14 protein-coding genes are annotated in these 13,611 nt (G+C 41.9%); 2 read left to right on the top strand and 12 right to left on the bottom strand.

Features of this window, described 5'->3' with window-relative positions; translation table 11 throughout:
• Window positions 1-62: 62 nt before the first annotated feature.
• Window positions 63-401 (top strand): P-II family nitrogen regulator, encoded by a 339-nt coding sequence (locus tag LVY74_RS04005; RefSeq protein ID WP_237813938.1) that lies wholly within the window; start codon window positions 63-65, stop codon window positions 399-401.
• Window positions 402-584: 183 nt separating this feature from the next.
• Entirely contained in the window at window positions 585-1,181 is a 597-nt protein-coding gene (locus LVY74_RS04000; protein ID WP_237813937.1) for a GNAT family N-acetyltransferase, read from the top strand.
• Between the two features lie 50 nt (window positions 1,182-1,231).
• Here LVY74_RS04000 and LVY74_RS03995 read toward each other — a convergent pair whose 3' ends face one another.
• From LVY74_RS03995 to LVY74_RS03940, 12 genes are all read right to left on the bottom strand, one after another.
• Complete coding sequence (locus LVY74_RS03995; protein WP_237813936.1) at window positions 1,232-1,777, bottom strand: GNAT family N-acetyltransferase; 546 nt, start codon at window positions 1,775-1,777, stop codon at window positions 1,232-1,234.
• A 20-nt stretch (window positions 1,778-1,797) separates the two neighbouring features.
• The gene (locus tag LVY74_RS03990; RefSeq protein WP_237813935.1) at window positions 1,798-2,376 is read right to left on the bottom strand and encodes a helix-turn-helix domain-containing protein; all 579 of its coding nucleotides are present in this window, start codon (window positions 2,374-2,376) and stop codon (window positions 1,798-1,800) included.
• A 200-nt stretch (window positions 2,377-2,576) separates the two neighbouring features.
• On the bottom strand, window positions 2,577-3,707 hold the full coding sequence (locus LVY74_RS03985) for an aminomethyltransferase family protein (protein ID WP_237813934.1): 1,131 nt from the start codon (window positions 3,705-3,707) through the stop codon (window positions 2,577-2,579).
• 52 nt (window positions 3,708-3,759) lie between these two features.
• A complete protein-coding gene (locus LVY74_RS03980; RefSeq protein WP_237813933.1) occupies window positions 3,760-4,773 on the bottom strand; it encodes a heme-dependent oxidative N-demethylase family protein in 1,014 nt (337 codons plus the stop codon).
• 10 nt (window positions 4,774-4,783) lie between these two features.
• Window positions 4,784-5,725: a PDR/VanB family oxidoreductase gene (locus tag LVY74_RS03975; protein ID WP_237813932.1), complete on the bottom strand. Its 942-nt coding sequence runs from the start codon at window positions 5,723-5,725 to the stop codon at window positions 4,784-4,786.
• Window positions 5,713-6,222, bottom strand: a complete 510-nt coding sequence (locus LVY74_RS03970; protein WP_237813931.1) for a dimethylamine monooxygenase subunit DmmA family protein — start codon at window positions 6,220-6,222, stop codon at window positions 5,713-5,715. The genes LVY74_RS03975 and LVY74_RS03970 overlap by 13 nt, the downstream gene beginning before the upstream one ends.
• A 746-nt stretch (window positions 6,223-6,968) precedes the next feature.
• Window positions 6,969-8,336, bottom strand: coding sequence for an NAD(P)-binding domain-containing protein (locus tag LVY74_RS03965; RefSeq protein WP_237813930.1), 1,368 nt, complete (start codon window positions 8,334-8,336; stop codon window positions 6,969-6,971).
• A 163-nt stretch (window positions 8,337-8,499) separates the two neighbouring features.
• Window positions 8,500-9,507, bottom strand: a complete 1,008-nt coding sequence (locus tag LVY74_RS03960; protein ID WP_237813929.1) for a hypothetical protein — start codon at window positions 9,505-9,507, stop codon at window positions 8,500-8,502.
• A gap of 211 nt (window positions 9,508-9,718) precedes the next feature.
• Window positions 9,719-10,573: a hypothetical protein gene (locus LVY74_RS03955; protein ID WP_237813928.1), complete on the bottom strand. Its 855-nt coding sequence runs from the start codon at window positions 10,571-10,573 to the stop codon at window positions 9,719-9,721.
• Window positions 10,574-10,755: 182 nt separating this feature from the next.
• Entirely contained in the window at window positions 10,756-11,562 is an 807-nt protein-coding gene (locus LVY74_RS03950) for a PAS domain-containing protein (protein ID WP_237813927.1), read from the bottom strand.
• A 7-nt stretch (window positions 11,563-11,569) separates the two neighbouring features.
• Window positions 11,570-12,250 carry a response regulator gene (locus LVY74_RS03945; protein ID WP_237813926.1) on the bottom strand — a complete coding sequence of 227 codons (681 nt, stop codon included), beginning with the start codon at window positions 12,248-12,250 and terminating at the stop codon, window positions 11,570-11,572.
• A gap of 12 nt (window positions 12,251-12,262) precedes the next feature.
• Complete coding sequence (locus tag LVY74_RS03940) at window positions 12,263-13,438, bottom strand: sensor histidine kinase (protein WP_237813925.1); 1,176 nt, start codon at window positions 13,436-13,438, stop codon at window positions 12,263-12,265.
• Window positions 13,439-13,611: the final 173 nt, after the last annotated feature.

The following is a 13,611-nucleotide window of genomic DNA, read 5'->3' as shown; positions in this document are numbered from 1 at the left end:
CATAACAATCAACCAGACATCTGAAATTTTCAGGTGTCTTTTTTCTTTTAGGGGATAGAACAATGAAACTCATTACTGCAATTATAAAACCATTCAAACTCGATGATGTCCGTGAAGCACTGGCAGCACTTGGGGTACAAGGCATTACCGTGACTGAAGTTAAAGGTGCAGGTCGACAAAAAGGACACACCGAAATGTATCGCGGTGCAGAATATGTGGTGGATTTCCTGCCAAAAGTCAAAATTGAAATTGCGATCAACAGCGCAACACTTGATCAGGCGATTGAAGTGATTAGCCAAGCCGCCTCTACAGGTAAAATTGGCGATGGGAAAATTTTTGTTTCCAATCTGGAGCAAGTCATTCGGATTCGTACAGGTGAAACTGGGGTCGATGCCTTATAGGTTGAGTCTTGCATTCGTCCGTCAGACTTGTTTAACTCTTTGGGTTGTTTTTCATTAGACTTCTTTGATTCATATTGATTTGTATTTTTCTCATTCGAATATGAAATACGGCGCCATAAAAAGAAGTCTATTCATCTCCTGATTTCTATTTTTTAGATTCTGACTTCATCGAGCATAAACACAATGAACTGGTTAGCTGCTGCACCTGTCCTTGAACATGGCAACATTCGTCTTGAACCGTTAAGCATCGAACATACCCAAGGGTTAGTCGATGCCACACAAGATGGCGAACTGTGGAATATCCGCGTCACATCAGTACCCCATCCCGATCAGGTTATTGCCTATATTGAACAAGCCTTGCAGCAACGTGAACAGCAACAACGCCAAGCCTTTGCCGTGATTAACACGCAAACAGGCAAGGTACTTGGAACCACCAGTTATCATGATATTGTGCCGAACATTCAGCGACTTGAAATTGGCTATACATGGTATGCGGCTTCAGTACAGCGCACTCATGTGAATACCACCTGTAAATTCCTGCTGTTAAGCCATGCCTTTGAAGATCTAAACGCGCAGCTTGTAGGCTTTCGAACCGATAATTTTAATTACCGCAGTCAACGTGCGATTGAGCGTTTAGGTGCAAAAAAAGATGGCGTTTTGCGTCATCATCAACCACGTAAAGATGGCACAGTACGCGATACTGTCATGTACAGTATTCGCGCTGGGGAATGGGCAGAGATCAAAGCACATTTGCAGGATTTATTGCAGAAAGCGTATTAAATTTTTGAGATAAAGAAACCTGCTGATACAGGTTTCTTGAATTTTAGCGATCAAGCATCATCTTTCGGATTAAAGGGTGTTTGCAAAATCAACTGATAAAAATCGACATCTAGCCAGCGCCCGAACTTAAAACCGACTTGCGGGAATGTCCCCGAATGTTCAAAACCTAAACGTTGATGCAAGGCGATGCTCGCCTGATTACTGGCATCAATACAACCAATCAGCACATGTACCTGCCCATGTTGCTTTGCACGTTCAATCAGGGCTTGCAACAACAGTTTTCCCAAACCGCGCCCACGCTGTTCATGATGAATATAAATACTGTGTTCAACCGTATATTTATACGCAGGGAATGCACGGAAACTGCCCCAACTGGCAAAGCCGAGTAACTTGCCTTCAATATCGGCTGCACCAATCACGGGAAAACCATGTTCACGTTTAGAGGCAAACCAAGTTTGAATCTGTTCCAAACTGCGCGGTTTATAATCATACAACGCTGTTGAGTTTAAAATCGCTTCATTAAAAATGTCTAAAATAGCTTGGGCATGCTCAGCTTCATTACATTCAATGAGTTGAATATTTTCACTTCTGTACATTACTTGTATTCCTATTGTCATTACATTTCACATACTGCGACCAAGTAACGCGCTTGATTGGCTGTGAAATTTTGAAAAACGATGGGTTCGTTCAGTTGAATCGACAGGCAATCACCTTGCTGCAAGGTATAGCTCTGCTCACCACAGTGGATTTGCATTTCACCTTCTAACAGCCAAATCTGTTGATAAACTTTGACCTCGCGCGGTACAAAGTCATAAGAAACCTGCGTATGTGCAGGAAAAGTAATTTCAGCCAGTTGCATCGGTGATGCCACACTCACAGGCGACAAATTACGTCGTAAATAACCCGATGCAGGATCACGCCATTGTTTCTGTTGCTCATAACGTAATAACGGTTGTGGCTCACTGGTTGTTACATCAAAGACAAATAGACTCGCCAATGAAACATCTAAAGCGGCAGCAAGTTTTTCAAGAATCACTGCCGTAGGACTGGTTGCAGCACGTTCAATCAGAGAAATACTGGAGCGACTAACTCCACTTCGTGCCGCCAACTGATCGAGCGAATAGCCTTTGGCAAGGCGTAGTTCACGAATATGCTGGGCGATATGCTGATTAATATCAGGTTGTTGTTCGCTCATACCCCTCCTCTTTATATTCAATATATTAGAATACAAATCCAATATATTAGAATTTAAAAAGTAGATGCAAGCAAATTTTGTATAGTTTTAATTTTGAAGTGCTTGTTAATGCCTTTAAAATGCTTAGGCTATTTAAATAACAAAGCAATTCCCATAAAAAAATCCTGCTAGATGCAGGATTTTGGATGTAATCAGGCAAATTAACCTTTTGCTGTTCTTTTAAGTTTTTGTGGATCATCAAACGGTAAAGTATACGTGATCGCATTGACTTCCAAACTGCCTTTGACCTGAATCTCGCGTCCTTGTACCGCATACGGGACATCAACACGGGCTAAAGCCACTGATTTCTTGCTGAGTGGTGAATACATACCACAAGTAATCACCCCGATTTGTGTATCGCCATCCCACAAGGTATCGCCCATTTGCGCAGCTTGCTCACCTTCAAGCATCACACCAAAAATCTTGATGCGTTCTTTACCTTGCAAGCGTTTATGCTCATAGCCACCACGAAACTCGCCTTTGCTTGGTGAAACGGTAAAGTCAAGTCCAAGTTCCCATAAGCTATCGCCAGACTTTTCATTTTTAAATGGGAAATATTCCGAGTTATCATAAGGATAAAACAGCAAATAACTTTCAACCCGCAACCAGTCCAAAGTTACAAATGAACATGGAATAATGCCGTACTTCCCGCCTTTGTCTAAAATCGTATCCCAAATCAATGGTGCATCCATTGCCTTACAGAAAATTTCATAGCCACGCTCGCCCGTATAGCCTGTACGTGAAATCATCACAGGGCAACCAAACAGTTTGGTCTGAATATGGTGAAAATACGGCAAGTTGCGAATATCAGGGATATATTCCGCTAGAAAATCCACTGCCAATGGCCCTTGTAATGATAAATCATGTAAGTCATCATCAAACAGCACCGCGACTTGACGACCTGTTGCCGAACGGGTCAGCATTTCCAAGCCAATCCCTGTGCCATGTACCACCATAAAAGCATTCGGCCCTGTACGGTAAATCACGCAGTCATCAACAAATTTTCCTTCTTCATTCAGCATGGTGGCATACACCGACTTGCCAGGGTAAAGCTTGGAAATATCGCGTGACGTAGCATATTCGAGCAAACTTTCTGCATGAGGCCCCACATAATGCACTTTTTTCAAGCCTGAAACGTCCATCAAACCTGCTTTGGTTCGAATCGCTAGATAATGCTCGGCAGTATCGCTGGCATAGGTCCATGCCGTGCCCATACCATTCCAGTCTTCTAAATTTGAGCCAAGCTGACGGTGACGCTCTGCCAGTGCTGAAATACGCCATAAATTTGCCATAAGTACTTTTCCTTCATTTTGTATCAATATCAATTCATTGTTAAATCATGGTTTATTCTTGGTCGAACTGACTCAGCCACTGCACCAATGGTTCACGGTAACGAGTAATGCCTTTGTAATCGGCAATCGACTCAGGCAAATCCCGAATCACCCGATGTAGGCGCTTGGCCCATGCGGGATTGGTGACCAGATCATTCAGGCTAATCAGATACGTGCGGATGCTAAATAACAGTGCGTTGCTGCGCGCAAGGCGTGGCATCATTTGCAGCTCAACCCGTAAATGCACCAACTCACCTGCATTGTCCTTGGTCACTAAACCACGCTCATGTCCCCACAAGTGGTAAGTTTCCGAAGAGGTGTCCATACGCGGGTTAATGGTCATGGTCCAGTTGAGACGGCGATACGGATGCCCGACCTGAATGTTGAGCAAAAATTTCAGTGCCCGTTCAAACACACCTGCATCGTGTGCCAGTTTCGGTACAGGTGCATGCCACTGTTTAAAGCTCATGCCTGCATCGAAGTTCAGTGACCAGTCCGCAGGCCCTGTAATCATGCCTGCATCCATAAACAGATCACCTTCACGCTGATCGAGTAAGGCAATATCGCCCTGCAACTGGCGTGAAATAAACTCAAATGCGGGTAGCGGCAGGCTTGAGTCATCACCAAACTGAAAATGCACATCGATATTCATCGGGCGGTTGATCCAGTGCCACGCCTTGCCCTGCCGTTCCAACTGAAAATGTTCAGGATAATCTGCTGACAAATGCAGCATCGCCATTTCCAGAAAATCCCACGCTGCCTGTTGCATATGTGGCAACACAATGCAGCGTTTCGGGTCATTTTTCAGGGTCAAGGCACGCTCATTCACCTCGGTTAGGTAATGCTCGTCAATGTCAAACCAGTGTTCAAATATCGTTCCTGGTTTAGATAATGCAGGCTCGATATTTACCGAATACATGTAACTGTCTTCAGGAAATGGAAATGGGAAACGTGCAATGGCTTTAGCACTGTTGTGATAATGAAACTGATCGCGCATATTTTCCACGGGGTTAAATTGTACGGTCATGGCAGTTCTCCTATAGCTCAAGCTCAATACGACAGCCCTGTTTGCCTCGTGACACGCATGGCATCAACAATTGCTCACGTTCCTGCGGATTTAAATAATGGTCATGATGCTCAACATCACCTGTATATTTGGTCGCACACTGCCCGCACACGCCACCACGACATAAACTAGTCACTGGAATGTCGTGTTTTTCCAAAGCTTCAAGCAGGCTGTAATCGCTCGGAACTTCGATTTCCTGTTGGCTTTGAGTGAGATAGACCGTAAATGCTGCCCCTGCTGGAGGTGCTGCAAAAGCTTCAGCATGTACCCGTTTTTTTGACCAGCCCAAAGTTTCTGCGGCATCTTGTACGGCTTCAGTCAGACGTTCTGGGCCACAGACATAAACATGGCTGTTTAAACTTTGCTGTTGAAGCAGTTGCATCACATCCAGACGGCGTGCGGTTTTTTCAGAATAGATGTGTACCTGTTCAGGAAATAACTCGGTCAATAACGTTTCATAGGCATTGCTGAGTTGATCTCGGCAAGCATAATGCAACTCAAAGGCTTGACCTGTATGCATCAGTTCACGGATATGTGACAAAAATGGTGTGATGCCGATGCCACCCGCAATAAACACATGCTTTTGTGCTTGTGAATGCAGGGCAAATAAATTCAGTGGTGCAGAGATATTCAGTACATCGCCAATCATCACCTGTTCATGTAAAAATCGAGAACCGCCACGCGAGTCATCCTGCAAACGCACTGCGATTTTGTAGTGATCATCATGGGCAGGATCATTGGTCAGTGAATAGGCATTGCGCAACATACGGTCAGGCAAAGGCAACTGCACCACCACATGGCTTCCAGAAGAAAATGCAGGTAAAGGCTGATTGACTGCTTCAAAGGTAAACTCACGAATCAACGCTGTGATTTGTTGAATATTGCGTACTCGCACAGGAATTAATGTAGACATACGCCCTCCGCTTGCATTGGTTGGTCTGGGTTGGCACAGACGCCCATATACGCGCCTAGACGTTGGGAAAAGTGGCTGCGAATCAGCAAATACACACCACAATGTTCGCAACTGCAAAACTCTTCGGCTGTTGTGGTTTGAGTTTCACCACAGTGTACGCAATAGACTTTTTTAAGTTCAGGCTGGGTCTGTACCAGTTCGATTTCATCTTGCATCAATCCTTGAGCAACTAAGTTTTGCGCCATCTGCCACAAAAAAATTTCATCACCACACACCACGGCATGTAACCCTGCATGTGCCTGTTGTAACTGGTCTTTGAGTTCATCTGAAAATGTGTCTGAACTGGCAAGCAATGTTGGACATGCTGCGAACTGCTCGCTGAGCTGCTGTGCCTCTGGGGAATGGGTATGCTGTAAAATCAGCAGGTATTGCCCGTGTACAGGTTGAAGTTCCTGTATCTGCCGATAGCTCGGAGTGCTAAGCATTGCTTCTTGCATGGCAGTTACTCCAATGAATAAATTAATATAATCAAATATTTAAATTATTTTATTTTTTCGATCAATTCCCTTTAAAACATACCTCCAAGGGGGTAATGCAACTTCGTGGAATTTTAAAAAGCAAAAAACCAGTCATCAACTTGACTGGTTTTGAAAGCGTTGGAGAATATCCTCTGTATCTGCTCGTGCCAGAGGTCATCCACAACCTGCGTGGTCTTTGCTGAATGTTGTTTTTGCAACACTATTGATTTAATGCCGATATTGAACAGGTTTTGTGGATGACAAAGTTTTTGGTTACTTTTTTAAAAAAGTAACATCACTGCTAAAACTTCCTTGATGTACTCACCACCAGATGCCGAGTTGTTAGCATTCATAGATAAGGCAATGTAGATAAAAACCTATACAAGATATTGAAAATAAATGCACTGTGATGACTCATTAGAACTCTAAGTTATATTCAAAGATCAACGGACTATGTCTTGCACTTCGATTGAAATATATTTCAATCTCGTTCAGGTTCGACCTGAGAAGCACTGCTTCGCAAGGCTTTCGGGAAAAGTAGGCAAAACCATTTGTCATCCACAAAACCTGTTCAACGTCAGCATCTATTTAATTACATCGCAAAAACAATATATTGTATAAACCACGCAGGTTGTGGATGACGTTCTACACAAGCAAATACCAACGAAGATGACAAAGAAAGAATCTGATTTAAAAAAATTATTCTTTCTCGCTCTCCACAACACCTACCCCACTTTTTTCTGCGGCACTTCAGGCGTATCCGTCAAATAAGCTTCAAGCGAATCATCCAGTGCATCCAACCACGGCGTATGATGCGGTGCTGCCAACGTGCCTGTAATCGCTGAACGGTAAATATGATCGCGGAAAGTCATGATGTTTTCTTTTTTATGCTTTTTCCATTCAAGGAAAATCAGACGCATCGCTTCAATATCAAAGGTTGGATAATCCGTTGCCTCGATCAACTCTAAAATATAATCGCCCTGAAATTTATACATTTGCCCCGCTTCCGTCAGGGTTTTCTCCTCTTCATGCCATGCCAATGTATGTGCCTGCATCTCTGGAAAACTTGGCAATGTCATACGATTTAAAATAATGTCGCGTACATACCATGCCTGTGCATCGAACATATTGAAGGTGTACCACTGATCTTGCATACCCAAATAAAACAGTTTCGGATTTTTCTCCCAAACCACACCTTTATATAAACCAAGTGGATACAAACGGTTATCGGTTTTTAAACGAATGGACTCTGCCATAAACGGGAAATGGTGCAAATAGCCTGTACATAGAATAATGGCATCAACTTCGGCACGGCTGCCATCGGCAAAGTAAGCATGCGTCTGATCGACTCGCAATAACTTCTGACGTTCTGACCAGTTTTCTGGCCATTTGTAGCCCATTGGACTGTTGCGGTAGCAGCTAATGATCTGTTTTGCGCCATATTTATAGCATTGTGAACCAATGTCTTCCGCAGAATAACTACTACCAACGACGAGAACCGTTTTATCTTTAAATTCAAGTGCATCTCTAAAATCATGCGCATGTAAAATGCGCCCACCAAAGGTTTTAAAGCCATCATATTCAGGCACTTTAGGGGTCGAGAAATGCCCACTCGCCACCACAACATAATCAAAAATTTCGGTATAAACGACATCTTGGTTATGGTCATGTACACTGACTGAAAACTGCTGCGTTTGTTCATTAAACTCAATATGACGCACAGCACTATTGAAACGGACATAACGACGCACATTAGCCTTTTCTACACGCCCTTTAATATAGTCCCAAAGCACTGCACGCGGAGGATACGAGCCAATCGCTTTGCCAAAATGTTCATCGAAACTATAGTCCGCAAACTCAAGCGCCTCTTTCGGCCCATTTGACCATAAGTAACGATACATGCTGCCATGTACAGGTTCTCCATTTTCATCAATTCCTGTACGCCATGTGTAATTCCATAAACCACCCCAGTCCGCCTGTTTTTCAAAACAGACGATTTCTGGAATATCTGCACCTTTTGCCTGTGCTGATTGAAACGCTCGTAACTGTGCCATCCCACTTGGACCCGCACCGATGATTGCAACTCGTGTCATGGCTGTATCCCCATGTAATTTATTTTAAAAAGTGACAGTGCTTAGCACCATGCAATTAACATAGGACGAAGTTGCGGGTCGTGAAATTCCTAAGATGGGGTATTACAAATGAGATACTGCGCATCAATAAATTGTACTCATGATTCATTCCTCTCATTTACTGTTATTTAAAGTTACATGCATTTACTTTGATTCCAAATTCAATTGGTATACCTATACCTGCACTATGCTGCATATCAATAATTGACAGATATTTTCCTGCTAATGAAATCTCCTCTGCTTTTCTATAAAGGTGGCTATAATTAGGAAAATTATCACTAAAAAAAGAATAATCCTGTTTATTTTTACCATTAAGCTGATCTAAATTGACATGATAGTTAAAATAATCTCTTCGTTTCCCATCTCGATTCAAATTTCCGCTTTTTGATAAATCTCTAAGATTTTCTTTTAATCTCTCATCAATAGAATATTGATCACAGCATAAGAAAGGATCGATAAAATCATAATAACTTAGATTCAGTATATATTTTGAATTTTCAAAATCACCTTCAGGCCAAAAACGACTAACATATTTTTCTACTCGTCGCATTCTTTTATCAGGGAGACCTTTTGCTTTATAAAAAATCATAGATGAAACTGGGAAGACTTCTGCATAGGTATGATAACCATCGTAAGTGATCATAATAATGGTGGAAGTTGGCGTAATATAAGGATCTAAAATGTCATAGACACGTTTTGTCGTCTTTTTATACTGTTTTAATTCTTCATCTAAAACACCATTATAATTTGCAGGTAATTTAACCTTTTTCCCATCTGCAAAAATCTCTAAACTATTTTTTACTCCAGCAATCACATTAAAATTTTCTATAAATGATTTATTGCGATCTGAATTTTTAATGATCTTAATTAACATATCCATATCTTTAATATCATATTTTGATATATAAACATATCCAGTTCCAGCATCATAATCCGTATCTGGCTCAGGTCGATATATCTCCCAAGCCCGATCCACAATCAATTTTTTTGCATACTGGACTTTTAAAGAATTCATTTGAGTTAAATCTAAACTTTTATAAGAATAGCAATATTTATTTTTAGCAGATATAAATATATAAATTAAACATATTAAAAATATAATACATAATATTCCATAACCTAATTTTCTCATTAATGATTCCTTTTATGATTTACTAATTTATTTGGTCTCACCTTCTCCACTTCATTAAACAAACTTAATTTCTGATTCATATAATTCACTACACTCGAAATCTACTGCTTAAAGGTCATATATATTTATAAATCTACATCACTAAGATATGCTTTGATCTGCGCTAAGGTCAGTGTCTGTCGAGTATTCATGATTTATTCTCTACTGTTATTTATTGAGATTTCTTATGATTTAAATGAACAACATATTGCTGTAAAACAGGCTTAACCCGACTTTGTATTAATTGCCAGTCTTTTAAATTTGACCGTCTATAACGCACAACGACTTTTGCTTTAAAGTCAGGTAACAATAAAAAATTGTGTTCACAATTTGGTCTGCGTGCAAGATTGGCACAGTAAATAACTGCTGTTACATGACCCTGATTATTTTTATGCATATAGATATCTTCAGAAACACCATAATCAGGTATTTGATCTAACCTATATTCAGACAACCCATACAATTCTTTACCTGTGGCATGATAATTAGATGTAGGATAGGATTTTTTTGTCATAATACTCCCCCACAATGCATCTAAGTCTAATCCGCCACTACGCCGCCCTGCATTGATATTGACTCGTAACCACTTACTATCATTTCGGTCATGTTCAACTCGATATAGGTCTCTAGATTTTGGTGGAGTTTTATAATAAGGCTCATATAGCATGCCATCGGTATAACGCATTTCAAAACTCACGTCTGCCATGACGGAGTCATAGGTTTCTGGTCGTTTTTTATACGCTTTTTTCTCTTCTTCTGTACCGCCCCATAGATCAGGCGAGTCATCATATTCCCAAACTTTAAAAATAGTTTGAGGTAACTTGACAGGCTTTCCACCCAAGTTCCCAACCCAATACTCTAAGCCATATTGGTCTTTAGGAATTTCAAATTTTGGTTTGTCTGAGTTTTTTTCTTTTGAATCGCTGACGGATTTAGATGCCTGATCGCAGGCAGTCAATATACAAGATAAAATCAAAAGTCCGAGTATTTTGAATGTTTGATTGGTCAACGGATGCATCAGCAACATGAAATTTTCCCAAAAATAAAATCCACTGCCTGTTATTGAGTGGATTGTGATTTATAATCATGAAACAGCTTTTATTGTTATTTTTTAGTCTCTTTTACGGCTAAAACAGCACAAAAGAATCTCTAAACCGTTATAAAAGCAGTCTATTTAAGAAATGCGTTAACATTATAGATTATTTTAATTTATTTTTTTAATGATATTGAATCAATAATGGGTTCAGGCATCTGCTCCGCAGTGCGCCAAATCACACCTTCAACTGCCAAAATCATATCGCTTTCTGAGTAAACGCCCCAACCGAGATCCTGCACCCAAACCACCTGCTCACCATCGAGCAAGATTCGGTAAATCACATCAAAGATTCCTTTTTGATTCAGCGCATCTTGCACAGATGACCAGACATAAGGGGCATCATCTGGGTGAATCATCTGCCCAAAACGAGGCGTATTGAGTAACTCTGTTGGAGCATAGCCTGTCACGTCCACACAGCCATCACTCAGATATTCCATCGTCCAGTCAAAATCATTGCGTGAACGGTACAGCATCATCGGTAAGCGCTTGATCAGATCATTCAGGCTGCGCTGCTGTGCCGATTGTCGATATTGCTGTTTAATTTTTTCAGTATGATCGGAGAGCAACAAACACCAATAATACTGCTGTGTCTCAGGCTGGCTCACCAAATAATTGGCGGAGAGTTCAAACCAACGTAAATTCTGCTGTGCATCCCTCAGGCGAATCCGACAACTTTCCGTAAGCTGTGGTGAACTCAGCAGACTTTTCAGTTTATGCACATCTTCTGGATATAAAGACAAACTCAGGTCTTGCATGTCACTTTGGCTAAAATGCTGCCACGTAATATTACTTTTATAAATATTGAGGTATTGGTCGACAATCAGTACCGCTTCGGCGAAACGATCAAATACAGGTGACCAATAGCTGTGTAACAACTGCAAGGGATAAACCTGTGCGGGACGGCGAAACAGTTTCAGCATAGTCACCTCAACTTCGCAATGATTTCAGATGCTGATGCGCCCACACGGACAATTCCAAACGTGAATGCACACTAAGTTTACGCAGCAAGCTTTTGACATAGACTTTGACCGTACCATCACTAATGCCGAGTTCGCGTGCAATCAGTTTATTATTCAGTCCCTTGGCAATCAGCAACAAGGTTTCTTTTTCCCTTACGGTCATGTCCGCCAAATCCTGTTGTTCTTGTTGTTCAATTTCCCAAGATTCGGTTTCACTGAGCTGCGGCTGCACACGGCGCACTTGTCGCGCCAAAATATTCACGCCTTGCCCATGTAAAATGATCTGTCCATCCAAGACATCATGCAATTTTTGCAAAATCACCTCGGGCAAGGTGTCCTTTGGCAAAAAGCCATTTGCCCCCAATTGAATCGCATCAATCACCACTTGTTCATCTTCACAAGCTGTTAAGATAATGACTTTAAGTTCCTGATCGGTCTGACGAATGTGCTTTAAAATCTCCAAGCCCGATTCATTTGGCATTTGCAAATCGAGCAGCACCACATCAGGATACTGTTCAGATAAGCCCTGCAAAAACTCTGCGCCCGAAGCATATTCGGCAAGCACATCATAACCCTGTTCCTGCCGAATAATGTCTGCAACTCCACGGCGAAATAACGCATGATCATCGACAATACTGACTTTACACATGACGACCTTCCTCTAATGTTGTTCCAAAAGCAATATGACGCAGGTGCCTTGCGGCTGATTAGCAACAAAACGTAGTTCTGCGCCAATCCGTTCCGCCCGTTCCTGCATAATTTCTAAACCAAAACTGTCACTACGTTTATTTTGTAACTGAATGCCACGCCCATTGTCACAAATACAGATTTGCAATGCCCCCGAATTCAAATACTCAATGCGTACCTGCGCGCTCGAAGCATGAGAATGCCGCACGATATTGCTCAGGCTTTCCCGAATAATGTAGAGCAGTTGCATGGCATGTTTGGCGCTGACTTTGAAATGTGCCACCCGATTGTCCAATTCAAAGGAAATACTGGACTGGTGAGAAAACTCATCCATGACTTTATTCAGTGCCGAAGCAAAATCCAGTTCTTGATAGGCCAAGCGTGAGGCGGTAATTAGCTCGCGTGTCTGCTGATAGGCGTAGTGAGTATAACTGGCAAGGTCTTCACTGAGTGGTAACAAGGCACTATAAGCTGACTGGTTTTTACACAGGCTATGCAACTGTGCCGACTTCAAGCGTAAAAAGCCCAAGACTTGTGCAATGCTGTCATGCAGTTCTGCGGCAAATTCACGGCGTTCTTTGAGTAAAATCGCCTGTCGTTTTTGTTGTTGCTCAATCCAATGCTGAAAGCCTTGTTGCAAGGCATCATCCAGTTGTTGCAGATAATGTTGCATATCACGATCAACCGTATTCGTCTGCTGCACATAGACCCGCCAGACCACCACTTCTTGTCCGAGTACCAACAAACGTGCCTGATGGTTTTGAATCTGTAGCAAGTTTTCAAGCTTAGACTGTGCATAGTAAGTTTGATTCAGTAAAACCGACTGAATCTGGTTTAAATCCTGTCGCTCAAGTTGAGTCTCTTGAGCATGGTAAATAAAACATTCCTGCGTAAATGGATAGCACAACACAAGGCACAGTTTTGGCACATGCTGCATTGCAAAAGTGCCATTGAGCTGCTGTTGCAGGTCATGCAGTAACTCAGGCAATTGTGAATTGGGTTGCTCGACACGGGCAATATTCAGCATGAGTCGAAACAGCAGACTTTCATATCGTGCAGCAAAGAGTTGCTGTTGCAGCGAGGTTTCTGCTGCATCTGTCGCTGTACGGCGCTTGTGCCAGACCTGTGACCAAGACTGCCAAGCTTTCATTGCCGCTCCGTATCGTATTGCCCAATCCACTGCATCTTTGCCCCATTTTTATTCTTAATAGTTATAAAATTTGAGCATTATTCATGCCAAAATCAGGCTTTACCTCATTGGGGGTAATCATTCTGGGCAATTGTGATCTGTTTTTGAACTGGCGATATTGAATTTCATTCAGG

The sequence above is a fragment of the Acinetobacter sp. ME22 genome (assembly GCF_022012315.1).
GTDB classification, from domain to species: Bacteria; Pseudomonadota; Gammaproteobacteria; order Pseudomonadales; family Moraxellaceae; genus Acinetobacter; species Acinetobacter brisouii_A.
This window is presented reverse-complemented; position numbering and strand designations above follow the sequence as displayed.